We start from the raw sequence: 25,381 nt of genomic DNA on the forward strand, positions 1-25,381 counted from the left end.
GCCTCGCGGGCGGGCACGCCCGAGGCTCACGCAACATATCGCGTATCCGTAAGACACGATATATCGCGGTGGGCGGAAGTCAAGCGCGGACTACTCCTCGTCCTCGTCGTCGAGGCGGGCCAGCCAGGTGGCCAGCCGCTCCACCGGAACCTCGAACTCCGGGTTCAGGTCGACGAAGGTGCGCAGCTGCTCGGCGAGCCACTCGAAGGTGACCTCCTCCTCGCCGCGCCGCTTCTCCAGTTCCTCGATGCCGCGGTCGGTGAAGTACATGGTGGGTGCTCCGGACGGGGGACGGTGACCGGTTCAGTATCCCGCAGCCGACGGGGCGGGTGCCGGTCAGGCGGCGCGGCTCCCGCTTGCGCGGTCTGGCCGGAAATGCCCTCGTACGGGCGCCCGAGGGGCGGGCGAGCGCTGTCGCGGGGCGGCCGGCGGCGGACTAATGTCAGTGCATTGGGCACCCAGCGTAGTCGGGGGAATCGGATGAGCAGCAGCCTGCCGCAGCGCGTGACGCTGCCGGACGGCACCGAGGTGTGGGTCCGCGCGACACCGCTCGACGAGCGTGTCGTACGGGAGGGCGCCGGACCGGACGTGGACGAGGAGCCGGAGGACGTCGCCGACTGGGGCCGGCTGACCTCCCGGCTGGCCGGGCTCGGGCCGCTCGTCGGCGGGGTGGCCGCCTCCGTGCGGGCCGCGACCGCGGCCGCCGTGCCGCACGAGGTGAGCGTGACGTTCGGGGTGGAGATCTCCGCCGGGCCGGGGAAGGCGCTCGCGCTGCTGGCCGACGCGCAGACGACCGCGCAGCTGTCGGTGACGCTGACCTGGCAGCCCGGCTCGGCACCGGACGGCGGCTCCGGCGCGGTCGCGCCCGATTCGGCTGCATCCGGTGCATCCGGTGCGTCTTCGACGGCGTCCGAAGCGGTATGAGAGTTCCGGTCGAGAGCGGCGGGTCCGGCGAGTACGCGCGTCGGCGGCTGTGCGAACTGGCGGCGGCGGCCACGGTCGAGATCCGGGCCGCGCCCGGCGCGAAGGACGGCTCGCTGTGGGGCAGCGGGTTCCTCGTCGCGCCGGAGTGGGTGCTGACCTGCGCGCACGTCTTCGTCCACCCCGACGGCTGGCGGCGCGGTACGGCGCCCGGCGAGCTGGTCGGCGTGGTCGTGGGCGGGCGTACGGTGCCGGGGCGGGTGGAGTACAGCATGCCGTCGCCGGACGGCACGGCGGCGCGGATGGGACGCGACCCGGAGATAAGGGATGAGACGTTCGCCGAAGCGGTGATGAACGTGGGGCCGGATCTGGCCCTGGTGCGGCTGCTGCCCGACGCGGCCGGAGGCGAGTCGCAGTTCGCGCCGGCGCCGTTCGGGAGCGCGTTCGCGACGGCGTACGGGAACGGGCGCGGCGTCGCCGCCCGGCCCCCGGCCGGCAGCGAACCCGTCTGGCTCGGCGACCGCTACGACGACTTCCTCGACGAGGCCGTCCTCCTCAGCGCCGCCCAGGGGCGCGCCGGGAACGGGACCGGGGGCGACGCGGCCCTGCTGAGCGCCGAGTTCGCCGGGCGCAACGGGCAGCAGATCCTGCTCGGCACCCCCACCCCCATCCGCCGGGGGGCCTCCGGCGGGCCCGTCCTGCACCTCGGCCGCGGCGAGGTCGTCGGCGTCGTCAAGGCCCGCTACCGCTCCGGCACCGGCGGCGGCACCGCCGTCTCCCTCGCCGAGCTGCACGCGCTCTCGCCGGAGCACCTGCTGCCCGGCGCACCGGGGCTGGGCCCCGAGCCGTACCGCGAGCTGATGCGGCTGCACGACGCCTGGCACTGGCGCCGCCACCACGGCATCGACGACGAACGCACCTCCTGGACCGACCTCCAGCGCGCCCTCGGCCCGCTGCGCTTCGGCGCCTGGGGCGCCCTCGACCGCCTCAGCGCGCTCAAGCGGCTCGCCGACCTGCCGGCGCCGCGCGACCCCGAGGTCGTCGAGCGGCTGGTGCACCACGTGCTCGACATCCAGGGCCGCCCCCTGGGCGACCGGCGGCTGCGCGACTGGCGCGACGGCCACGGGCTGCTGCACCGGCAGTGCGCGCCGGAACGGGCGCTGCGCGACATGCTGCTGTACCTGAAGCTCGTGGCCCGCGAGGCCGCGGCGGACACGGGCGCGGGCGCCGGCTCCGGCGAGGGCGGGGGGCGCGACGCCGTGGACTCGCTCGAAGCGTGGGTCGCGGAGCGGGCGGGCGAGCTGACGCCGAGCGAGCGCCAGGAGATCCGGGCGGTACGGCGCGCGCCGGTCAGCGTCCTCGTCACGTTCGACGAACTGCCGTTCCGCGACCCCGCCGCGCCGGCCGTGCCCCGCTACAACTGGACCGTGCGGCGCGGCTACGGCGAGGGGGAGTGGGAGCACGTCGCGCTCGACCAGTCGTACGCCGGCGGGCCGTTCGAGGAGGTCGAGCAGCAGGTGCTCGCGGCGCTCGCGCCGCAGCTGCTCGGCGCCGACGTCGAGGCGCAGACCCGGGTGCGGCTGGAGGTGGCGCTGCCGGAGGAGCGGCAGGCGCAGCCCACGTACCGCTGGGAGCTGCCGGCCTCCGGCCGGGCCACCGCGGCCCGCCCGCCGGCCGGGACGGTGCGGCCGGTGGTGCACCGGGACGTGGCGCGCGGCGGGCCGGAGCCGGACCCGCTGTGGCGGGACCGGTGGCGGCGGATGAGCCGGGCGCCGCGGCAGCGGCTGGAGCGGGCGGAGCCGCCGCGGTGGGGGCGCGGGGCGGACGACGGGGCGGTGCCGGTGTTCTGCCACGCGCTCGGCGGCGGGAGCGGCCGGGCGGCGGTGGTGGGGCAGCTGCTCGACGAGGGCACGGCGGTGGCGCTCTGGCGGGCGGACGGACACGAGGACGACGCGTGCGGCGAGGCGTGCGCGGCGTATCACGAGGAGCTGGCGGCACTGCTGTCGAACGGTGCGGGAACCGTCGTGCGGGGGTTGCCGGAGCGGCTCCACGAAGTGCGCCGCGAGGCGCTGGAGACGGGGCGGGGCTGCGCGGGGGACGTGATCCTCTTCTACGACGACGCGGATGACGCGATCGGTGCGGGGCGGTGAGTGGGGGTGGCTGCGTGCGCGGGCCGCGCCTGGCCCGGGAGTGCGGTTTGGCCGGGGTTGGGGTGGGGCCGGGTGCGGGTGGTGGGTGTGGTGGATGACGCCATCGGCGCGGGCCGGTGAGCGAAGGCGGGCTGGGTCCCGCGCGGGCGGGGACGGCCCCGGCCTTCGCGGGGCGGCCGCCGACCGGCGTCCCCGCCGCCTTCGTACGGGTGCCGGTGAACGGGTGACCCGGCGCGCGGCCGTACCGGGCGCGCCGGGGGCGAACGGCGCGCACCCGTCCGGCACTTGGTCGAAACCCGCCCGCCACCACGCGGATTGGCCGATTCGGCACCCGGCGTCAGCACGCCCGGCTAGCCTCTTACCCCCGTGAGGGTTGCCCCCGTCCGTCGCAGGGCAGACAGTGGGGCAAGCCCGCTGCCCGGTCGGCGACAAAGGGGTTACGACGTGAGCGAGTGGCTCATCTACCGAGGCACCGGCGCCCCCCACGACGGCATGGAGAGACTGCCGTCACCGCCGCCCTGGCGAGAATTCGACGGCGGCCCGCCCGTGCCACCGCCCGCCGCGCTGGAGCCGTCCTCCGAGCGCAGGCTCGGCCAGCGGCGCCGCGAGGCCAGCCACCACCGGCCCAGCACCCGCGAGTGCGAGATGGTCAACGCCGCGCTCTATCTGCGCCGCCCGCTGCTCGTCACCGGGCAGGCCGGCAGCGGCAAGAGCACCCTCGCGCACTCGGTGGCGTACGAGCTGGGGCTCGGCCGGGTGCTGACCTGGCCCATCGTCAGCCGCTCCACCCTCCGCGACGGCCTCTACGCCTACGACGCCATCGGCCGGCTCCAGGACGCCCAGCTGGAGCGCGCCGCGCAGCGCCCCGGTGCCGCCGAGGCCGCCGGGGACGCCGCCGAGGAGCCCGGCGGCGGCATCGGGCGCTACATCCGCCTCGGGCCGCTCGGCACCGCGCTGCTGCCCTCCGCGCGCCCGCGCGTGCTGCTCGTCGACGAGCTGGACAAGAGCGACATCGACCTGCCCAACGACCTTCTTCACGTGCTGGAGGAGGGTGAGTTCACGATCCCCGAGCTGGAGCGGATCGCCGACCGCGCGCCGGTCGTCGAGGTGCTCAGCGACGACGGTACGAAAGTGCCCGTGCGCGGCGGCCGGGTGCGCTGCGGCGCCTTCCCGTTCATCGTGCTGACCAGCAACGGCGAGCGCGAGTTCCCGGCGCCCCTGCGCCGCCGCTGCATCGAGCTCCAGCTGCCGGTGCCGGACCGGGCGCGGCTGACGGGGATGGTGCGGTCGCACTTCCCCGAGGGCGACGACGAGCGGTTCGGGGAGCTGATCGACCGCTTCCTGGCGGCCGGTGCCGGCGACGTACGCGCCGTGGACCAGCTGCTCAACGCCATCGAACTGACCCGGCAGGCGGACTGGGATCCGGCGGACGGCTCCGCCCGGCGCGTCACCGAGGAGCTGATGCGGCCCATCAACAGGCCGCGGTGAGCGCGATGGCGGGGCGCGCGGGTGCGGCCGGGCAGGGGGCCGAGCAGCTGGTGGGCCGGCTGCTGGCGGCCGGACTGCCCCCGGACGCCCGCGGCCTCGCCGACGTCCTGTGGCTCGCCGGGGAGCTGGCGCGCAGCGCCGAGGCGGCGGACGCCGCGGGCGGCGGCGCGGACCCGGGCGCCGGCCCGGGCGGGCCGGCGAAGGGCACGGATTCGGCCACTTTTACGGACCCCGACCCCGCCGCGGACACCGACACCGGCGCCGGCCCGGCGACCGCCGACGCGGACACCGGCGACGCCCCGGACCGGCCCGGCGCCGGGACGTACACCGCGCCCGAGCGGCACGTGGGGCTCGCCGCCGGCCCGGTCCTCCCGCCGCGGGGACCGGACCGCGACGCCGTACGCGGCGCGGACACCCCCGCGTACCGCCAGGTCGGCCGCGTCGGCGTCCCCGAGCCGCCCGCGCTGCCCGCCCTGGTCCCGTTGCAGCGCGCCCTGCGGCCGCTGCGGCGCTACCAGCCGCGGGTCGCCGCCGTCGCCCCCGGCGAGCTGGACGAGGACGCCACGGCCGAGCTCAGCGCCCGGGCCGACCTGGTCATCCCCGTGCTGCGCGCCCCCCGGCGGCGCGCCACCCTCCAGTTACTCATGGACGCCTCGCCCGCCATGGAGGTGTGGGGCCGGCTGCTGGAGGACCTGCGTACGGTCGCCGAGCGCTCCGGCGCCTTCCGCGACGTCACCGTGCAGCGCCTCCACCCGCTGCCCGACGGCGGCGTCGGCTGCACCGGCGCGGCCGGCCGCCCGGCGATGCTCCAGGACGCCGGCCGGCTGCACGACCCCGGCGGGCGGCGGCTGACGCTGGTGCTGAGCGACTGCGCGGGACCGATGTGGCGCGACGGCCGGATGCAGCGGATGCTGCACGGCTGGCTCGGCACCGCCCCCGTCGCCGTCGTCCAGCCGTTGCCGCACCGGCGGTGGCGGGAGATGCCGTTCGCCGCGCTGCCCGGGCTGCTCGTCCGCCACCCCGGCCCGTACCCGGCGCTGGACTTCCGCCCCGGCACCCGCGGCGACGTGGCCCCGGACGGCGCCCGCCCGCTGCCGGTGCTCGCGCCCGAGCCCGCCGCGATCGGCACCTGGGCGCGGCTGCTGGCCGCCGGCGAGGGCCTCTCGCTGCCCGGCGCCGCCGGCTGGGTGCGCCCGTCCGGCGGGGGCCGGGCCGCCGCCCCGGCCGCGCCCGCCCGGCCCGCCGAGGTGGGCCCCGGCCCGGCCGCCGCGCTCGCCGCGTTCGACGCGACCGCCTCGCCGGCCGCCCGGCTGCTGGCCATCCACCTGGCCGCGGTGCCGCTGGTGCTGCCGGTCATCCGGCTGGTGCAGCGCGCCCTGTTCCCCGACACCGGGCCGGCGGAGACCGCGGAGATCCTGCTGAGCGAGCTGGTGGAGGCGCGCGAGCCGGTACGCGCCCCCGCGCGCGAGGCGCGCGATCCGGGGCGCGAAGCGGTGGGCGACGACCCCTGGTTCGACTTCCGCCCCGGCGTGCGCGATCTGCTGCTGCGCCGCCTCAGCCACGGCGAGGCGGCCCTGGTGCTCAAGCACTGCTCGCTGTACATCGAGCGGACGTTCGGCCAGGGCGCCCGCAACTTCCCCGCCGTCGCCGTCGCCTACCTCTCCGGCGAGGACCGCGAGCCGGACCTCGGCGGGGGCAAGGTCCCCGACCAGTTCGCGCGCGTCTCCGAGCAGGTGCTGCGCGCCTTCCAGCCCGCCTTCCGCGGCCCCCAGGCGGCGAGCGGCGCGGATCTGCTGCGGCGGTACGAGCGCAACCGCAGCGTCCGCGACCTGCTCGACGCCGTACGGGCCCTGCGGCGCGCCGTCGTCGAGGAGCGGGACACCGCCCAGCAGGGGCTGCTCGCCCGCGCCCTGCTGCTGCACTGGCAGCGGCTCCGCGAACCGGACGCGCTGGCGGAGGCCGAGCGGTGGGCCCGCAGCGCGCTGGCCGCGGCGGGCGCGCCGGGCGCGCCGGCCGGCGGCGCCGTGCCGGTGCCGGCGGCGGGGGAGGGGCCGCCGCTGCGCGAACGGCTCACGTACGCCGAGGTGATGTGGGAGGTCGCGCGCGAGCGCGTGGCCGACGGCGAGCACGAACAGGCCCTCGCGGCGCTCCGCGAGTCGGCCGCCCACCTGCGCGGCAGCCGCGCCCTGGCCACCACGCACGACGACCGGCAGGAGCGCGGCGGCCTGCTCGCCGAGGTGCTGCGCCGGCTGCACTCCCTGACCGGCGACGGCGCCGCGCTGCACGAGGCCGAGGAGACCATAGACGAGCTGCTGGCCGGCTGGTCCGACGACGAGCTGGTGCCCGCGCGGCTGTTCCTCGCCCGCGGCCGCGTCACCCTCGGCCGGGCGCACGCCGAGCAGACGATAGACGAGACCCGGGCGTACGGGCTGCGCGCCGCCGCCGACCTGCGCACCGGCGTCGACCTGCTGCGCATGGAGGGCGGGCCGGAGCTGCGCCGGCAGGAGTGCGAGGCGCTGCTCGACCTGGCCGAGGCGAACACGACCGCCGCCGGCGACGCCGGCGCCGGCCGGGCGCTGGCCGCGCTGGACCGGGCGGGCCGGCTCGCCGCCGCCCTCGACGACTACCGGTTGCAGGCCGAGAGCCTGCGCCGCAAAGCCCAGGTGCGGGTCGCGGAGTTCGCCCGCGGCGGGGACGGCGAGCTGCTGGTCGAGGCCGACGGCTGGCTGGCGGACGCGCGGCGGCTGCTGCCGCCCGGGGCGGCGCTGTACGGGGAGGTGCTGACCGAGCACGGCGAGCTGCTGCTGCGCCGCGCCCGGCTCACCCCGGCCGACCCGGAGCTGCGCGGGCGGGCGGTGCCGGTGCTGCGCGAGGTGCTGGCGGAGACGCCGCAGCGCCATCCGGACCTGCCGCGGCGGCAGTTGCTCTTCGGCCGGGCGCTGCGGCTGCGCTACGAGTCCTTCGGCACCCGCACCGACCTGTACGAGGCGGAGTGGGTGCTCGACCTCGCCGCGCGCGAGGACGAGGCGCCGCCGCGGGTACGCGCCCACGCCTGGCTGGAGCTGGGGGACGTACAGCTGCTGATCGACCTGCGCACCGAGTTCCGGCAGCGGCAGGAGCGGGCCGCGGACTGCTACCGGCGCGCCGCGCTGCTGTCCGAACGGGCCGGCGACCCGGCCGACGCCGCCCGCGCGCACCACCGGCGCGGCCAGATGCTGGAGCCCACGGCGGGGCGGCCGGCGGCGCTCCGGGCGTACCGGGACGCCTGGGAGCAGTGGCACCGCGCGGAGCAGACGGAGAGCGCCGGCGCGGCGCTGACCCGCGAGCAGATCCGCGCCCTCGAAGGCGAGGACTGACCCCGGTCCGTTTCACTGCACGACTGTTCGGGGAAGGACTCTCACACCCTTCGGAGGAGAACAGCGTGGAGAACCCCCTGTCGGCGGCGCCGGACGGGACACCGTCGGCGCGAGGCCCGTCCGTCCGCCTCCCCGACTTCGGCGACGTGGACGTGTACGCGGTGGCCGCCCGCGGCGAGCCCCCGGTGCTTGCGGGAGCCGTCGCCCACCTGCTCCGTCACTGGCCGTCCGACAATGATGCCGGCGCCTACTTCGACAACGGCCCCGACGACGACGATTAGGACGACGGCAGCACCTCGCGGCGCACACGCCGGCCGACACCGGCACGGAAGCACACAGCCCGCCGACGAAGCCGGGCGGCCGGATCGCGGCAGATTACGCACAGAAACAGTCAGTTGGGCTGCCACCGGGTTTCACCCGGGTGACATGTGCGCCATGCATTCAGGGGCGGTGGGTCGTCACCGTCCGGACTCGGGGGGGACCGGGGAGCCGCATGGACTACGGAGGCACGGGCGCGGAGCGGGAGGCGCCCTGGCCGGGCCGGCTGCTGGACGTCGACCTGCTGCGCGCCACCGGGGTCCGGGCGGTGCCGTTCCGGCAGTTCATCCTGAAGGTGCAGAGCCGCTGCAACCTGTCGTGCACCTACTGCTACGTCTACCACGGCGCCGACAGCGGCTGGCGCGACCGCCCCGCCCGGATGCCCGAGGCCGTCACCCGGCACACCGCCCGCCGCATCGCCGAGCACGTCCGCGCCCACGGGCTGCGCCGCATCCGCGTCGAGCTGCACGGCGGCGAGCCGCTGCTCGCCGGCGCCGCCTCGCTGGTCCGGCAGACGGCGCTGGTGCGCGCGGCGCTGCCGGCCGACTGCACCCTCGTCGCCGGCGTGCAGACCAACGGCACGCTGCTCACCGAGTCCGCGCTGGCGACGCTCGCCGCCGGCGGCATCCGGGTGGGCCTGAGCGCCGACGGCGGCACGCCCGGGCTCAACGCCCGCCGCGTCGACCACGCCGGCCGCCCCGCCTGGCCCGCGCTGGAGCGCGCGGCCCGGCTGCTGAGCCGGCACCCGGGCAGCCACGGCGGCATCCTGTGCACGGTCGACGTCACCGCCTCGCCGGCCGCCGTGCTGGACTCGCTGTGCGCCCTGCGGCCGCCGGTCGTCGACTTCCTGCTGCCGCACGCGAACTGGTCGGCGCCGCCGCCCGCCGCGCCGGGCCGCGGCCCGGCCCCGTACGGCGACTGGCTCTGCGAGGTCTTCGACCTGTGGTGGGACCTGCCCCGGCCGTCGCCGCGGGTGCGGCTGTTCACCGAGATCCTGGGGCTGCTGCTGGGCCGGCCGAGCGGTACGGAGGCCGTGGGCCTGTCGCCGGTCACGGCGGTGGTGGTGGAGACGGACGGCGCCGTCGAGCAGATCGACTCGCTCAAGTCGGTGTACGAGGGCGCGGCGGGCACCGGCCTCGACGTCTTCCGCAACTCCTTCGACGAGGCGCTGGACCACCCCGGCATCGCCGCCCGGCAGCTGGGGCTGCGGGCGCTGTCCGCGCAGTGCCGCCGCTGCGCGGTCGTCGAGGTGTGCGGCGGCGGCAACTACGCGCACCGCTTCCGGGCCGGCGAGGGGTTCCGCAACCCCTCCGTGTACTGCGCCGACCTGGAGCGGCTCATCCGGCACGTGGCGCACCGGCTGGCGACCGCGGTGACCGCGCAGCGGAAGGTCTACGACCTTCCAGTGCAGCCGCCGTGCGTGAGCTGACGGGCCACCAGATGGGATACTGTGCCAGGAGAAGGCCCGTCTCGAATCGGAGGGAGACGGTCGTATGGCCGAGCCCATCAGCATCAGTTACGCGGGGTTCAACCGCCCCTGGGCGGCCTGGATCGCTCATCAGCTGGAGCTGCTCGGACACCCCACCGCGATGCTGCGCTGGAGCCCCGCGCCCGGCCGCCCGCTGGCCGACGAGCTGTCGGGGTTATTGGCGGCGCCGGACCGCATCCTGCTGGTGCTCGACGACTGGTTCTTCGGGCTCGGCCCGCGCGACGAGGACGAGTGGAACGAGGCGCTGCGCACGGTCATCCCGCAGCACGGGCAGCGGTTCGCCGCCGCCAGCGTGGCCACCAGGATGCCGGGCGCGGCCGCGGCGCTGGCCCCCGTGGACCTCCGCGACCTCGGCACCGTCGAGGCCCGCCGCCGGGTGCTGACCCGGCTGGGCATCGACCCGGACACCCCGGTGCGCCCGGACCGCGAGCCCGAGCGCGCGCCGCGGTTCCCCAACGACCCGCCCGTGGTCTTCAACACCCCCCGCCGCAACTACCGCTTCACCGGCCGCGACGACATCCTGGAGCAGCTGCACGGCACCCTGTCCTCCGGCGCCGTCGGCCAGGGCGCCCGGATCGCGCTGTCCGGCATCTCCGGCGTCGGCAAGAGCCAGATCGCCATCGAGTACACCCACCGCTTCGGCAACGACTACGACGTCGTCTGGTTCGTCAACGCCAACTACCGCATGACGGCCCGCGAGCAGCTCGCCGACCTGTCCGTACGGCTCAACCTGCCGGTCGGCAGCAACATCGGCGACCGCGTCCGCCGCGTCCGCGACGCGCTGCGCACCGGCCGCCCGTACCGCCGCTGGCTGCTGGTCTTCGACAGCGCCGACGAGATGGAGCTGCTCGACGACATCATCCCCGAGGGCGACGGGCACGTGCTCATCACCACCCGCACCCGGGACTGGGCCGTCAGCGGCGGCGCCCAGGAGATCGAGGTCCCGCACTTCACCCGGGAGGAGAGCGTCGCCTTCGCCCGTCGGCGCGCCCCCCGGCTGTCCGAGGACGAGGCCGACGGGCTGGCCGAGGCGGTGCAGGACCTGCCGCTGGTGCTGAGCCAGACCGCGGCCTGGCTCGACTCCAGCACGATGGCGCCCGCCGACTACATCGAGCTGCTGCGCGAGAAGGAGCCCGGCAAGGTCGGCATCAGCATCGGCTCCGACTACCCGATGGGCTTTCTGACCAGCTGGTCGATAACGCTGAACGGGATGCGCGAGAAGGCCCCGGCGGCGGCCGCGATGCTCAACCTGCTCGCCTTCTTCTCCCCGGACAGCATCCCGGTGTCCCGGATCGTCGAGCGCAGCGACCAGCTGCCGGGCTATCTGGCGGAGCTGGCGAGCGACCCGATCAGCTGGCACTCCGCGCTGCGCCGGCTGTCGGAGTCCACCGCCGTCACGATCGACTACCTCACCGACCCTTCGCCGGAGACCGAGGTCGAAAAGGTCCAAATGCACCGTCTGTACCATCGCTTCCTGCAGAGCGACCTGCCCGAGGACGAGCGGGAGGCCATGTCGGCGACCGCCTGCCGGATCCTCGCCGCGGCCGACCCCCGCCGTCCCACGGACACGCGGGAGTGGGGGCGGTACGCCGAGCTGCTGCCGCACCTGGAGCCGGCCGGCGCGATGGAGAGCGCCGACCCGGCGGTGCAGGAGCTCGTCCTGCACTGCATCGACTACCTCCTCCAGCGCGGCGAGTACCGCGCCGCGCTGAAGATGTGCGAGCAGACGCTCGCCCCCTGGAACATCCGGCTCGACCCCACGCACCGCTCGATGATCACGCTGGTGCACCGGCACGCCGAGGCGCTGCGCAACCTCGGCCGCTACCGCGAGTCCGAGGCCGCCGGCCGGCGGCTGGTCGACGTGCTCGCGCCGGTACGGGACGCGGAGGACCCCGATCTGCTCCAGGCCCGGAACGGCCTCAGCGGCGCGCTGCTGGGCCTCGGGGAGTACGAGGCGGCGCGGGAGGCGTTCGACGACGTGTGGCAGAAGTACGCCGCGCTCCTCGGCGCCGACCACCCGCGCGCGATGTCCGGGCGCAGCAACCTCGCCTTCGCCCTGGCCCTCCTCGGCCGGTACCAGGACGCGCTGGAGATCCACCGGGCGGTGCTCGTCGAGCGGGAGCGGCGGCTGCGCACCCGGCACCACCAGACCATGGCCTCCGGCACCCGCTACGCCTGGATGCTCCGCCTCCTCGGCCGCTACGAGGAGGCCCACTCCCGGCAGCAGCGCAACGCCGCGCTGCACCGTCAGGTCATGGGCGAGCACAACCCGCAGACCCTGCGGGCCGAGCACAACCTCGCCCTGTGCCTGCGGCGGCTGGGCCGGCTCACCGAGGCCGACACCCTCATGGAGTCCGTGGTCCAGCGGTTCACGCAGGTCCAGGGCCCCCGGCACCCCGAGACCCTGATGGTCGAGGCCGACTACGCCACCTTCCTGCGCGAGCACCGCGACCTGCACCGGGCCCGGGAGCTGGCCGAGTCGGTCAACCGGCGGTACGAGGCGATGCTCGGCGAGCAGCACCCGTACACCGCCGGCACCCTCGGCAACGTCGGGCTCGCCCTGTGGCCCACCGGCGACTGGCAGGACGCCTCCGAGATCGCGGAGCTGGCGCTCACCCGCATGACCGCCGCCGTCGGCCCGGAGCACCCGTGGACGCTGGGCTGCGCGCTCAACGCGGCCGCCGCCCGCAACCGGCTGGAGGCCCCGGACCACGCCGAAGAGCTGAGCCGGCAGACGCTCGGCACCGTACGGGAGGTCCTCGGCGACCGGCACCCCATGGCGCTTTCGGCGATGATGGCGCTCGCGGACGACCTGCGGTCGCTGCGGCGCGCGCAGGAGGCGAAGAAGGTGGAGCGCGAGGCGATGCAGATCCTCAGCGACACCCTCGGCGCCGACCACCCGCACACCCTCGCGTCGCGCCGCCGGGAGCGCCCGTACTGGGACTTCGAGCCGCAGCCGAACTGAGCGAGCCCAGGCCGCGGGCGCCTTCCCCGGACACGCGGCCCCCGGACACGCGAGAAGGGCCCCCCGCGCGCGGGGCCCTTCTCGTTCGCCGTTGCGGGGTACGGGCCGGGCCCGTACCCCGCGAAGGGCTCAGAGGTCGAAGACCTCCGCCATCAGCTGAGCGTGCTCCGCCTGGTGGCGCTTGGCCGAGCCGACCGCCGGCGAGGACGACGACGAGCGCGAGACCCGGCGCAGCCGGTCGGCGTTCGGCACCGGCCCGGAGCCGATGATCAGGTCCAGGTGGTCGACCAGGTTGAGCGCGATGTACGGCCAGGCGCCCTGGTTGGCCGGCTCCTCCTGGGCCCAGACGAACGTCGCCGCGCCGCTGTAGCGCGCCAGCTCTGCCTGGATCTCCGCACCGGGCAGCGGGTACAGCCGCTCCAGCCGCACGATCGCGGTGTCCTGGGCGCCGCGCTTCTGCCGCTCGGCGTCGAGGTCGTAGTAGACCTTGCCGGAGCAGAAGACGACCTTGCGGACCGCGGCCGGGTCGACGGAGTCGTCGCCGATGACCGGGCGGAAGCCGCCGGTGGTGAACTCCTCCGTCCGCGACGCCGCCGCCTTCAGCCGCAGCATCGACTTCGGGGTGAAGACCACCAGCGGCTTGTGGTGCGGGTTGTGGACCTGCCAGCGCAGCAGGTGGAAGTAGTTCGACGGCAGCGAGGGCATCGCGACGGTCATGTTGTTCTGCGCGGAGAGCTGCATGAACCGCTCGATACGGGCCGAGGAGTGGTCCGGGCCCTGGCCCTCGTAGCCGTGCGGCAGCAGCAGCACGACGCCGGAGGACTGGCCCCACTTCTGCTCGGCGGAGGAGATGAACTCGTCGACGACGGTCTGCGCGCCGTTGACGAAGTCGCCGAACTGCGCCTCCCAGAGCACCAGGGAGTCGGGGCGGGCCAGCGAGTAGCCGTACTCGAAGCCCATGGCCGCGTACTCGCTGAGCAGCGAGTCGTAGACGTTGTAGCGGGCCTGGTCGGGGGCGAGGTAGTTCAGCGGGGTGTGGTCCTCGCCGGTCTTCTGGTCGACGAGCACCGCGTGCCGCTGGCCGAACGTGCCGCGCCGGGAGTCCTGGCCGGAGAGCCGGACCGGGGTGCCCTCCATCAGCAGCGAGCCGAACGCCAGCGTCTCGCCCATGCCCCAGTCGATCGTGTCCTCCTCGACCATCGCGACCCGGCGCTGGAGCTGCGGCAGCAGCCGCGGGTGCACCGAGACCTGGTCGGGGAGGCTGACCTGGGAGTCGGCGATCCGCTTGACGACCTCCTCGGAGACGGCCGTGTCCATGGCGACCGGGAAGCCGGGCAGCGCGTGCGGCGGCACCTCGGCCGGGGCCGGGGTCTCGGTGGCGTCCCGCACCTCGGTGAAGACCTTCTCCAGCTGGCCCTGGAAGTCCTGGAGGGCCTGCTCGGCCTCTTCCATGGTGATGTCGCCGCGGCCGATCAGCGACTCGGTGTAGAGCTTGCGCACCGAGCGCTTCTTGTCGATCAGCTCGACCATCTGCGGGTTGGTGAACTGCGGGTTGTCGCCCTCGTTGTGCCCGCGGCGGCGGTAGCAGATGAGGTCGATGACCACGTCCTTGTTGAACGCCTGGCGGTACTCGAAGGCCAGCCGTGCGACGCGCACGACGGCCTCGGGGTCGTCGCCGTTGACGTGGAAGATCGGCGCCTCGATCATGCGGGCCACGTCCGTGGCGTACATCGAGGAGCGCGCGGACTCCGGCGGGGCGGTGAAGCCGACCTGGTTGTTGATGACGACGTGCACCGTGCCGCCGCAGCGGTAGCCGCGCAGCTGCGACATGTTGAGCGTCTCGGCGACCACGCCCTGCCCGGCGAACGCGGCGTCGCCGTGCAGCGCCAGCGGCAGCACGGTGAAGTCCGTGCCGCCCTTGCCGATGATGTCCTGCTTGGCGCGGACCACGCCCTCCAGCACCGGGTCGACGGCCTCCAGATGGGAGGGGTTGGCGGTGAGCGAGACCTTGATCTGCTCGCCGTCCAGCCCTGTGAAGGTGCCCTCGGTGCCCAGGTGGTACTTCACGTCGCCGGAGCCGTGCATCGACTTCGGGTCGAGGTTGCCCTCGAACTCGCGGAAGATCTGCGCGTACGACTTGCCGACGATGTTCGCCAGCACGTTGAGCCGGCCGCGGTGCGCCATGCCGATGACGACCTCGTCGAGGCGGGACTCGGCGGCGGCGTCGATGACCGCGTCCAGCAGCGGGATGACGGACTCGCCGCCCTCCAGCGAGAAGCGCTTCTGGCCGACGTACTTCGTCTGCAGGAACGTCTCGAACGCCTCCGCGGCGTTCAGCCGGCGCAGGATGCGCAGCTGCTCCTCGCGCTCCGGGGTGTCATGCGGGCGCTCGACGCGCTCCTGGATCCACTTCCGCTCCTTCGGGTCCTGGATGTGCATGTACTCGATGCCGGTGGTGCGGCAGTACGAGTCGCGCAGGACGCCGAGGATGTCGCGCAGCTTCATCATCGACTTGCCGGAGAAGCCGCCGACCGCGAACTCCCGCTCCAGGTCCCAGAGCGTCAGGCCGTGCTCGTTGACGTCGAGGTCGGGGTGCTTGCGCTGCTTGTACTCCAGCGGGTCGGTGTCGGCCATCACGTGGCCGCGGACCCGGTAGGAGTGGATCAGGTCGAAGACCCGGGCGGCCTTGGTGACGTCGTCGTCGTGGCTGGCGTCGATGTCGCGGAGCCAGCGGACGGGCTCGTACGGGATGCGCAGGGACTTGAAGACCTCGTCGAAGAAGTCGTTCTCGCCCAGCAGCAGCTGGTTCATGATCCGCAGGAACTCGCCGGAGGCGGCGCCCTGGATGACCCGGTGGTCGTACGTGGACGTCAGCGTCATCACCTTGGAGACGCCCAGCTTGTTCAGGGTGTCCTGGGAGGTGCCCTGGAACTCGGCGGGGTAGTCCATCGCGCCGACGCCGAGGATCATGGACTGGCCGGGCATCAGCCGCGGCACGGAGTGCACGGTGCCGATGCCGCCGGGGTTGGTGAGCGAGCACGTCACCCCGGTGAAGTCGTCCATGGTCAGCTTGTTGGCGCGGGCGCGGCGGACGATGTCCTCGTACGCCTGCCAGAACTCGAAGAAGTTGAGCGTCTCGGCCTTCCGGATGGCCGCGACGACGAGCTGGCGGTCGCCGTTGGGCTTGACCAGGTCGATGGCCAGGCCGAGGTTGACGTGCTCGGGCTTGACCAGGGTGGGCTTGCCGTCCTTCTCCGCGAAGGAGTGGTTCATCGACGGCATCAGCTTCATCGCCTGGACCATCGCGTACCCGATGAGGTGGGTGAAGGAGACCTTCCCGCCGCGGGCGCGCTTCAGGTGGTTGTTGATGACGATGCGGTTGTCGAAGAGGAGCTTCACCGGGACCGCGCGGACCGAGGTGGCCGTCGGCAGCTCCAGCGAGGCGTTCATGTTCTTGGCGACGGCGGCGGCCGGGCCGCGCAGGGTGACCAGCTCGGGGCCGGCGGCGGGGGCCGCGGCGGCGGGCTGGGCGGCGGCGGGCCTGGCCGCCGGCTGCGCGGGCGCGGCGGCCGGCTTGGCCGCGGGCTTGGCCACGGCCCGGCCGTCGGCGGGCGCCGCCGGGGCGGCGGGCTGCTGCGGCGCGGCGGGGGCCGCGGGAGCGGCCGGCGCGGGCTGGGCCGGCGCGGCGGCGGCCTGCCTGCCGTCCGGCGACGGGGGTGCGGCGGGGGCGGGCTGCGCCGCCGTCGTCGCCGCCCCCTGGTTCCCGGCGGCGGCGCCGGGCTTGTAGTCGGCGAAGAAGTCCCACCAGGCCCGGTCCACGGAGTTGGGGTCCTGGAGGTACTGCTGATAGATCTCGTCGACGAGCCACTCGTTGGGACCGAACGCCGCGGCAGGGTCCCGGCCCTGGCCCGGCTCTTCGGTACGGACGCTCGACGAGCTGCTCTTAGGGGACTGTGACGACACGGCGGCAACCGCCCTCTTCCGCTTCACAAGGTGATGGACAGCGGAAAACAAGGCTACGCCCCCCGAGCTGGAACGTGCAGGCCGCACCCGCCCGAGGTCGCGCAAGTCACAAAGCGAACGTGGTTTGGGCCCTGGTTTTGGCGGGAAAAAGAATCAGTTTGGCCGCGTTCGGCATGGGGGCATCAGGGCGGTGGCGCCGCGTCCCGGCGCCGTACCGGGCCGTTCACCGGCTGCTCTGCCGCCGTTGCGAGTCCGTTCCCACGCTCGGCCAAGGTCAAGTCTAGGTCAAGTGACGAACGGGCGTTAACCCGGAAGAGTGAGCCTGATCCGGCAGCCGCGGGGCGATTCGGCCACCCCGATCCGGCCGCCGTGCAGATCGACCGCCCAGCGCGCGATGGCCAGCCCCAGGCCGGTGCCGCCGCCGTCCGCCCCCTGGCCGCCGGGCACGCCGGTCTCCCGGCCGCGGTTGAAGCGCTCGAAGACCCGGTGCCGCTCGGCGGCCGGGATGCCGGGACCCTCGTCGAGCACCTCCACCTCCAGGCCGTCCGGCTCCGTACCGGAGCGGGCCCGCACGGTGACCCGGCCGCCCGGCGGGCTGTGCTTCACGGCGTTGTCGATGAGGTTCGCCATCACCTGGTGCAGACGCTCGGCATCGGCCCGTACGACCAGCTCCGGCGGCCACACGTCCAGCAGCAGCCGTACGTCGCCGCGCCCCCGCGGGCCGGGGGAGCCGGCCGGGTCGGCGGCGGCCTCCGGGGCGCCGGCCGCGCCGTGGGCGCCGCTGCCGAAGTGCGACTCCTTGAGCACCCCCGCGAGATACGGCTCCACCGAGAACCGCCGCAGCCGCAGCGGCACCACCCCGCTGTCGATCCGCGACAGGTCGAGCAGCTGCTCCACCAGCCGCCCCAGCCGCTCGGTCTGGCGCAGCGCCGTACGCATCGTGTCGGGGTCGGCCTCGGAGACGCCGTCCACGACGTTCTCCAGCACCGCGCGCAGGGCGGCGATCGGGGTGCGCAGCTCGTGCGAGACGTTGGCGACCAGCTCCTTGCGGTGCCGGTCGACGGACTGCAGGTCGGCCGCCATGCGGTTGAACGTCTGCGCCAGCTCGCCGAACTCGTCGCGGCGGCGGGTGGCCAGCCGGGCGGTGTAGTCGCCGTGCGCCATGGCGCGGGTGACCGCCGTCATCTGCCCCAGCGGCGACGTCAGCCGCTGGCCCACGAACTGCGTGATCAGCAGCGAGGCGATGAGCGAGAAGACCGTGATCAGCCGCACCTCCGTGGAGGAGCGGATCGCCACCCACACCAGCCCGGTGGCGATCACCACCGAGCCGATGACCAGCGCGCCCAGCGCGGCGTTCACCGACCGCAGCGGGTCCAGCGGGCGCAGCGCGTCCCACACCCGCCGCCAGAAGCCGGGCTCCGTGCCGCCGTCCGCCGTCGTCATGTGACGGGGGTCTCCAGCGCGTACCCGACGCCGTGGACGGTGCGTATCCGCTCCGCGCCTATCTTGCGGCGCAGCGCCTTGATGTGGCTGTCGACGGTGCGCGTCCCCGAGGCGTCCTCCCACTCCCAGACCTCCACCAGCAGCTGCTCTCGGGAGAGCACCGCCCGCGGCTGGTTCGCCAGGCACGCCAGCAGCTCGAACTCCGTCGGCGTCAGGTGTACGTCGTCGCCGCCGACCCGCACCCGCCGCTCGGTGTGGTCGATCTCCAGCTCGCCCAGGCGCAGCGTGTCGTCCCGGGCGGTGCCCGCCGCCAGCGTGGCGCGCTCCACGCGGCGCAGCAGCACGTGCACCCGCGCGGCCAGCTCGCGCATGGAGAAGGGCTTGGTCATGTAGTCGTCGGCGCCGACACCGAGGCCGACGAGCATGTCGGTCTCGTCGTCCCGCGCGGTCAGCATCAGCACCGGCACGAGCCGCTGGGCCTGCACCCGGCGGCACACCTCCAGCCCGTCGAAGCCGGGCAGCATCACGTCGAGCACGAGCAGGTCGGGCACCCACTCCGCGGCGGTCGCGACCGCTGCCGGGCCGTCCGCGGCCGTGCGTATCTGGAAGCCTTCGGCGCGCAGCCGCGCCGCTATCGCCTGCCCGATGGTCGGGTCGTCCTCGACGACCAGCACCCTGCGCTGGGCACCGGGCGTCACCGCGGCCGCGTGGTCAGCGCGGCCGGTCAGGGCTTGTCTGTCCATGGTTCGTGGCCCTCGCCGTCTCGTTCCCCGTAGGCCCTCCCGTTCAGCTAGCAGCGTATGGGGAGGTGACGCGCCTCGGCTACGGGTGTCTGTCCGGCGGGCGGACGCCGAGGTGGACGGCGTCGGGTACGCCGCGCCGCACCGGGATCTCCTCGGTGCCCACCGAAGTGAAGCCGGCGGCGCGCAGGGCGTCCTCGAACGCGGCGGAGGGGCGGGCCGACCAGACGGCGAGGACGCCGCCGGGGGTGAGGCGGTCGCGGCAGGCGGCGAGGCCGGCGGGGGCGTAGAGGCCGGCGTTGCCGTCGGTGACGGTCCAGTCGGGGCCGTTGTCGATGTCGAGGCAGACGGCGTCGTAGCGCCGGGGGGCCGTGGTGAGGTGGTCGAGGAGGTCGGCCTCGACGAGCGCGACGCGGGGGTCGGCGAGGGCGGGGCCGCTGAGGTGGGCGAGGTGCGCGGGCGCGCCGTTCCCGCCGGCGGCGGGGCCCGTGTGCCACTCGATGACCGCCGGCTCGCGCTCGACCACCGTGATCCGCCCCCAGCGCGGGTCCGCCGCCGCCTCGGCGAGCGAGAAGCCCACCCCCAGCCCGCCGATCAGCACCGCCGGGGCCGGGGTGGCGCTCCGCACGGCCGCCGCCGCGGCCCGGACCAGGGTTCGCTCCGAGCGGCCGTCGGAGGTATCCATGAGGAAGACGCCGTTCGCGATGATCTCGTGGTGCGCGCCGCGCCGCCGCAGCACGACCTCTCCGTACGGGCCGGACCTGCGCTCCACCGTGACCGCTGCGTTCGACGTGGCCGCCGCGTCGTTCTCGCTGCTCATGGGCCCATCCTGCCCGATCGCTCACAGCGAACAGACGGCCGGGAACACCACGGCGCCCCTCCGGGTTGAGTCCATGTAACTCAACTTGCATGCCGAAGGGGAGATCAATGGCTACTGAGTCCGACTCGCACACGCCGCTGGCCCTGCCCGTACTGCCGCTCGATTCCGCCGACCAGGACGTCGTGCTCCCCGGCATGGTCGTCCCGCTCGACCTCTCGGACCGCGAGGTGCGGGCGGCGGTCGAGGCCGCCCAGGCCGCGGCGCGCGGCAGCGGACGCAAACCACGGGTCCTGCTCGTTCCACGGGTCGACGGCACCTACGTGGGCACCGGTGTCCTCGGCCGCGTCGAGCAGGTCGGCCGGCTGGCCGACGGCGACCCCGGCGCGCTGATCCGCGGCGTCACCCGGATCCGTATCGGCGCCGGCACCACCGGCCCCGGCGCCGCGCTGTGGGTCGAGGGCACGGAGGTCGAGGAGTCCGTACCCGACCCGGTTCCCGGCGCCGTCGCCGAGCTGATGAAGGAGTACAAGGCCCTCGCGACCGACTGGCTGCGCAAGCGCGGCGCCTGGCAGGTCGTGGACCGCGTGCAGCAGATCGACGACGTCGGCCAGCTCGCCGACAACTCCGGCTACTCGCCCTTCCTCACCGCCGAGCAGCGCGTCGAGCTGCTGGAGACCACCGACCCGGTGGCCCGGCTGAAGCTGGCCACCAAGTGGCTCAAGGACCACCTCGCCGAGCAGGACGTCGCCGAGTCCATCGCCAAGGACGTCCAGGAGGGCGTCGACAAGCAGCAGCGCGAATTCCTGCTGCGGCGCCAGCTGGAGGCCGTGCGCAAGGAGCTGCGCGAGCTGGACGGCGACACGGAAGGCGACGAGTCCGACGACTACCGCGCCCGCGTCGAGGCCGCCGACCTGCCCGAGAAGGTCCGCGAGGCGGCCCTGAAGGAGGTCGACAAGCTGGAGCGCAGCTCCGACGCCTCGCCCGAGGGCGGCTGGATCAGGACGTGGCTCGACACCGTCCTGGAGATGCCGTGGAGCGAGCGCACGGAGGACGCGTACGACATCACCGGCGCCAAGGAGATCCTCGACGCCGACCACGCGGGCCTGGAGGATGTCAAGGAGCGCATCACCGAGTACCTGGCGGTGCGCAAGCGCCGCGCCGACCGGGGCCTGGGCCTCGTCGGCGGCCGGCGCGGCGGCGCCGTGCTCGCGCTCGTCGGCCCGCCCGGCGTCGGCAAGACGTCGCTGGGCGAGTCCGTGGCGCGCGCCATGGGGCGCAAGTTCGTCCGGGTCGCGCTCGGCGGCGTCCGCGACGAGGCGGAGATCCGCGGCCACCGGCGCACCTACGTCGGCGCGCTGCCCGGCCGGGTCGTACGGGCCATCAAGGAGGCCGGGTCCATGAACCCGGTCGTGCTGCTCGACGAGATCGACAAGGTCGGCTCCGACTTCCGCGGCGACCCGGCCGCGGCCCTGCTGGAAGTCCTGGACCCGGCGCAGAACCACACGTTCCGCGATCACTACCTGGAGGTGGAGCTGGACCTGTCCGACGTGGTCTTCCTCGCCACCGCCAACGTCCTCGAAGCCATCCCCGAGGCGCTGCTCGACCGGATGGAACTCGTCCGCCTCGACGGCTACACCGAGGACGAGAAGGTCACCATCGCCCGCGACCACCTGCTGCCCCGGCAGCTGGAGCGCGCGGGCCTGGAGACCGGCGAGGTCGCCGTCGCGGACGACGCGCTGCGCAAGCTGGCCGGCGAATACACCCGCGAGGCGGGCGTACGGAACCTGGAGCGCGCCCTCGCCCGGCTGCTCCGCAAGATCGCGGCACAGCACGAACTGGGCGACGCGAAGCTGCCGTACGACGTCGGCGTCGACCAGCTCCGCCCGCTGATCGGCCGCCCGCACCACACCCCCGAGTCCGCCACCGACCCCGCCGAGCGCCGCACCGCGGTCCCCGGCGTGGCGACCGGCCTCGCGGTGACGGGCGCCGGCGGCGACGTGCTCTACATCGAGGCGTCGCTCGCCGACTCCGAGTCCGGCGCGTCCGGGTTGACCCTGACCGGGCAGCTGGGCGACGTGATGAAGGAGTCGGCGCACATCGCGCTGTCCTACCTGCGCTCGCGCGGGGCGGAGCTGGAACTGCCGGTGGCGGACCTCAAGGAGCGGGGCATCCACCTGCACGTACCGGCCGGCGCGGTCCCGAAGGACGGCCCGAGCGCGGGCATCACCATGACGACGGCGCTGGCGTCGCTCCTGAGCGGGCGGCAGGTGCGCACGGACGTGGCGATGACCGGCGAGGTGTCGCTGACGGGCCGGGTGCTGCCGATCGGCGGCGTCAAGCAGAAGCTGCTGGCGGCACACCGCGCCGGGGTCACCACGGTGATCATCCCGAAGCGGAACGAGCCCGACCTGGACGACGTGCCGGCGGAGGTCCTGGAGAAGCTGGAGGTCCACCCGGTGTCGGACGTACGGCGGGTCCTGGAGCTGGCCCTGACCCCGGCCGACACGGCAGCGCCGGCGGCGCCGGATTCGGCACCGGAGGTGCCGCTGGCGGCCTGACGCCGCCCGGACCCACAGACACGGCCCCTCCCGACCACCCACCCGGGAGGGGCCGTCCGGCGTCCGGCGTCCGGCGGGGCCCGCGCAGGCGGGCGGGCATGGGCGCGGTGACGGAACCGGACGCGCGTTGGTAGCGTCCTGTTGCTCAACGTCCCCGAATCTCCGCTGGAGCCGACGTGGTCCGCCGCCGCCCCTTCCGTTCAGCCACCCTCGCGGCGGTCGCCGCCGCGGCCCTGCTGGTCTCCGCGTGCGGGGGCGACGACTCCGGGTCGTCGGACGACAAGATCGAGGGCGCGTCGCAGAGCAGCCCGGCGGCGTCGCCGTCGGCGTCGGAGAAGGGCACGGACCCGGACGCGCCGGAGATCGAGCTGCCGGCGAGCGTGGAACTGGTCTTCGGGGACTGGGAGTCGGCGGATCCGGAGGAGCAGGCGGTGCTGGACTCCGGCGCGCAGCGCCAGCGGGCCACGTACGAGGCGATCACCCAGGACCCGCCCAACCCGGACTCCGAGTACATCGCGCTCTACAACATGAAGGGCACGGGCGCCTGGACGTCCTTGCAGGACTGGATCGGCGAGTTCAAGGCCGCCAACGCCACCGTGGAGGGCACCTTCCGCTTCTTCGACCCGCAGGTGCGGGTCGCCGACAACGGCATCACCGCCACCCTCCGCTTCTGCTCCGACGAGCGCGACGTGGACCAGAAGAACCGTGAGACCGGCAAGGTCCTGACCCAGGCGGACCCGTACGAGTACGTCGAATACACCACGACCCTGCAGAAGAACGACGAGGGCGCCTGGCAGACGGCCAACGTCGAGAACAAGCGGGACGCTTGCGACGCCGGAGGGCTGGCGCAGTGAACCCCCGCAGACCGGTCACGCTCGCGGCCGTCACGGCACTCCTGCTCCTGCCGCTGACGCAGGACGCGCTCGCCCAGGGCGGCATCGGTCTGGAAGGCGACTCCGACCCCGGCGACGGCACCATCAGCGCCACCGCCACCCAGGTCGTCATCGAACAGACCGGCGGCGGCGAGCAGGGCGGGCAGCCCATCAGCGCGGTGGACACCAACTGGACGCCGCCCGCCTGCTGGCACGAGCCGGTCGCCACCCCCGAGGAACTGCGGGACGCCGTCAAGGCCATCGAGCCCCAGTCCAACCTCGTGCCGGTCAGCAGCAGCCTCCACTGGGGCGAAGACCTCATGTTCGAGTACTACCGCGACGGCGGCGACGGAAATCCCGAGAACTACAACCTCGACAAGCAGGGCGAGGGCATGTGGTGGCGCGCCGTGCGCAACCCCAACCGCGAGGACGAACTCGCCGCGGGCGAGTGCGACGACCAGCTCATGTTCTGGGCCGACAACGGCAACCCGCCCGACGTGCCCACCGCCATCACCCCCGAGATGCTCGCCGAGTACGCCTACGACTCCGTCAAGGTGCCCGACACCGAGATCGAGATGCAGCCCGCCGACGACCGGCTCAAGGTGAACCTGGCCACCTGGATCTGGCAGGAGCGGGCCGCCTTCGACGAGGTGCAGGTACGGGCGTCGCTGCCCGGCACCGACCTGTGGGCCGAGACCACCGCCACGCCCACGAGCCTGCGGCTCGACCCCGGGACGGAGGACGCGGTCGTCCACCCCGAGGGCGGTGAGTGCGCGATCGACGACGACGGCAGTGTCGGCCGCAAGTACAGCGGCGACGACGAGGCGGTGCCGGCGTGCGGGATCACGTACCACCGCTCCAGCGAGGCGGCCGGCGGCTCGTACGAGCTGAAGGCGTCGATCACCTGGGAGGTCGACTGGGTCGGCACGGGCGGTGCGGACGGGGACCTGCCGGACGGGGTCTTCGAGACGACGTACGACGTGACGGTGGAGGAGATCCAGACGGTGGTGCGCTGACCGGGACGCTTCCGGCCGCGGTCAACTCCTTCCCCCTGCCCGTGGCGGACGTCACTCCCGGCATGGTGGTCGACCTGCGCCGGGCGCTGGTCGACGCCGGGTGTCTGCCGGCCGGGTCGCCGGGGTGACGTGACCGCCGGTCTCTCCGGAGGAGCAGCTCTGGAGAGACCGGCGGGGTTCGGGTGGGGGATCAGCCGTTGTTGGCGAGGACCTGGAGGCGGTCGTAGGCGCCGTTGAACTTGTTGTGGTCGCCGACCGTCGGGCCGGTCGAGGTGTACTGCCAGAAGGTGTGGAAGCCCCAGCCGGCCGGGAGGGTGCCCGGGGAGGAGGCGTAGCGGGCGATCCAGAGCGGGTGGTTGCCGGCGAAGCCGCCGTAGTTGCCGGTGCACTGGACCCACCAGTTGGTGGTCGTGTAGATCACCGCGTAGCGGCCGGTGCGCTGGTGGTAGCGGCCCAGGAAGTCGCCGATCCAGTTGCGCATCGACGCCTGGCTGAGGCCGTAGCAGGTGGAGCCGTAGGGGTTGTACTCGATGTCGAGCACGCCCGGGAGGGTCTTGCCGTCGCGGGACCAGCCGCCGCCGTTGCCGGCGAAATAGTCGGCCTGGGCGGCGCCGCTGGAGACGTTGGGCAGCGCGAAGTGGTAGGCGCCGCGGATCATGCCGATGTTGTACGAGCCGTTGTACTGCTGGGCGAAGTACGGGTTCTTGTAGCCCGTGCCCTCGGTGGCCTTGTTGTACGCGAAGCGCACGCCGCTGTTCCAGAGCGCGGACCAGTTGACGTTCCCCTGGTGGCTGGAGACGTCGACGCCCTCGACGGTCGCGAGCGGGCCCGCGTCCGCGTCGGCGGGGGTGCCCGTGGCGCCGGTGCCTTCGTGGAGGCGGACGCCCGCGCCCATGTACGCCTCGCCGCGCTCGATGTCGTGCGGGTCGGGGTTGAGCCGGTCGCCGCCCGCCGCGGCGGCGGGGGTGGTGAGGCCGGCGACGAGGGCGAGGGAGGTGGCCGCGGTGGCGAGGGCGGCGGCGAGGGAGCGGCGGGCGGTGCGTGGGCGGATGCGTACTCGGGATGGCATGGGTTCCTCCGGGTGTGGGGGGTCCTCGGTCGTGCCGGTGGTGCCGGCGGGCGGAGGTGTGGAGGTGAGGGGCGCGGACGCTGTGCTTGGTGTGACCATGTCACTACGCTGTGCCGCAGGGAAAGAGGGTCCGACAGGTGCCTTTGGTCTACGCCTGCGAAATACTGGGGGAGCTGCGGCTTCTGCCGCTTCTGAAGAAAACTTTCAGCCCGT

Annotated in this window: 16 protein-coding genes; 10 read left to right on the forward strand and 6 right to left on the reverse strand. The window is 74.2% G+C overall.

All coding sequences use genetic code 11. From position 1 onward, the window contains the following. Nucleotides 1-90 precede the first annotated feature (90 nt). A complete protein-coding gene (locus ACHZ99_RS23020; RefSeq protein WP_101421641.1) occupies nt 91-270 on the reverse strand; it encodes a DUF6104 family protein in 180 nt (59 codons plus the stop codon). A gap of 210 nt (nt 271-480) precedes the next feature. Here ACHZ99_RS23020 and ACHZ99_RS23025 point away from each other — a divergent pair, with 210 nt between their 5' ends. The 7 genes from ACHZ99_RS23025 (at nt 481) to fxsT (ending at nt 12,687) form a co-directional block, all read left to right on the forward strand. Beyond that, entirely contained in the window at nt 481-924 is a 444-nt protein-coding gene (locus ACHZ99_RS23025; RefSeq protein ID WP_420306596.1) for a CU044_2847 family protein, read from the forward strand. Continuing rightward, the gene (locus ACHZ99_RS23030) at nt 921-3,071 is read left to right on the forward strand and encodes a trypsin-like peptidase domain-containing protein (protein ID WP_420306597.1); all 2,151 of its coding nucleotides are present in this window, start codon (nt 921-923) and stop codon (nt 3,069-3,071) included. Before ACHZ99_RS23025 ends, ACHZ99_RS23030 begins: the two co-directional genes overlap by 4 nt. 444 nt (nt 3,072-3,515) lie before the next feature. Continuing rightward, a complete protein-coding gene (locus tag ACHZ99_RS23035; protein WP_420306598.1) occupies nt 3,516-4,559 on the forward strand; it encodes an AAA family ATPase in 1,044 nt (347 codons plus the stop codon). A gap of 5 nt (nt 4,560-4,564) precedes the next feature. After that, nucleotides 4,565-7,915: an SAV_2336 N-terminal domain-related protein gene (locus ACHZ99_RS23040; protein ID WP_420306723.1), complete on the forward strand. Its 3,351-nt coding sequence runs from the start codon at nt 4,565-4,567 to the stop codon at nt 7,913-7,915. A gap of 65 nt (nt 7,916-7,980) precedes the next feature. Beyond that, on the forward strand, nt 7,981-8,196 hold the full coding sequence (locus tag ACHZ99_RS23045; RefSeq protein WP_420306599.1) for a hypothetical protein: 216 nt from the start codon (nt 7,981-7,983) through the stop codon (nt 8,194-8,196). 212 nt (nt 8,197-8,408) lie between these two features. Continuing rightward, nucleotides 8,409-9,662, forward strand: coding sequence for an FxsB family cyclophane-forming radical SAM/SPASM peptide maturase (locus tag ACHZ99_RS23050; protein WP_420306600.1), 1,254 nt, complete (start codon nt 8,409-8,411; stop codon nt 9,660-9,662). Between the two features lie 64 nt (nt 9,663-9,726). Next, the gene (gene fxsT, locus ACHZ99_RS23055) at nt 9,727-12,687 is read left to right on the forward strand and encodes an FxSxx-COOH system tetratricopeptide repeat protein (protein WP_420306601.1); all 2,961 of its coding nucleotides are present in this window, start codon (nt 9,727-9,729) and stop codon (nt 12,685-12,687) included. Nucleotides 12,688-12,816: 129 nt separating this feature from the next. Here fxsT and ACHZ99_RS23060 read toward each other — a convergent pair whose 3' ends face one another. The 4 genes from ACHZ99_RS23060 to ACHZ99_RS23075 all read right to left on the reverse strand — a co-directional run bounded on the left by ACHZ99_RS23060 (nt 12,817) and on the right by ACHZ99_RS23075 (nt 19,653). Then, nucleotides 12,817-16,650, reverse strand: coding sequence for a multifunctional oxoglutarate decarboxylase/oxoglutarate dehydrogenase thiamine pyrophosphate-binding subunit/dihydrolipoyllysine-residue succinyltransferase subunit (locus ACHZ99_RS23060; RefSeq protein WP_420306602.1), 3,834 nt, complete (start codon nt 16,648-16,650; stop codon nt 12,817-12,819). A gap of 303 nt (nt 16,651-16,953) precedes the next feature. After that, nucleotides 16,954-18,093 carry a HAMP domain-containing sensor histidine kinase gene (locus ACHZ99_RS23065; protein ID WP_420306603.1) on the reverse strand — a complete coding sequence of 380 codons (1,140 nt, stop codon included), beginning with the start codon at nt 18,091-18,093 and terminating at the stop codon, nt 16,954-16,956. Beyond that, complete coding sequence (locus ACHZ99_RS23070) at nt 18,090-18,836, reverse strand: response regulator transcription factor (protein ID WP_420306604.1); 747 nt, start codon at nt 18,834-18,836, stop codon at nt 18,090-18,092. The genes ACHZ99_RS23065 and ACHZ99_RS23070 overlap by 4 nt, the downstream gene beginning before the upstream one ends. A gap of 79 nt (nt 18,837-18,915) precedes the next feature. Next, nucleotides 18,916-19,653, reverse strand: coding sequence for a spermidine synthase (locus ACHZ99_RS23075; protein WP_420306605.1), 738 nt, complete (start codon nt 19,651-19,653; stop codon nt 18,916-18,918). Between the two features lie 107 nt (nt 19,654-19,760). On the opposite strand from ACHZ99_RS23075, the gene lon reads away from it, so the two are divergent. The 3 genes from lon (at nt 19,761) to ACHZ99_RS23090 (ending at nt 24,099) form a co-directional block, all read left to right on the forward strand. Next, entirely contained in the window at nt 19,761-22,211 is a 2,451-nt protein-coding gene (gene lon, locus ACHZ99_RS23080; protein ID WP_420306606.1) for an endopeptidase La, read from the forward strand. Nucleotides 22,212-22,387: 176 nt separating this feature from the next. After that, the gene (locus tag ACHZ99_RS23085) at nt 22,388-23,065 is read left to right on the forward strand and encodes a hypothetical protein (RefSeq protein WP_420306607.1); all 678 of its coding nucleotides are present in this window, start codon (nt 22,388-22,390) and stop codon (nt 23,063-23,065) included. After that, nucleotides 23,062-24,099, forward strand: coding sequence for a hypothetical protein (locus ACHZ99_RS23090; protein ID WP_420306608.1), 1,038 nt, complete (start codon nt 23,062-23,064; stop codon nt 24,097-24,099). The genes ACHZ99_RS23085 and ACHZ99_RS23090 overlap by 4 nt, the downstream gene beginning before the upstream one ends. A gap of 190 nt (nt 24,100-24,289) precedes the next feature. Here ACHZ99_RS23090 and ACHZ99_RS23095 read toward each other — a convergent pair whose 3' ends face one another. Continuing rightward, nucleotides 24,290-25,168 (reverse strand): lysozyme, encoded by an 879-nt coding sequence (locus tag ACHZ99_RS23095; protein WP_420306609.1) that lies wholly within the window; start codon nt 25,166-25,168, stop codon nt 24,290-24,292. Nucleotides 25,169-25,381: the final 213 nt, after the last annotated feature.

It is taken from the genome of Streptomyces sp. MAR4 CNX-425, from assembly GCF_048656465.1.
GTDB lineage: Bacteria > Actinomycetota > Actinomycetes > Streptomycetales > Streptomycetaceae > Streptomyces.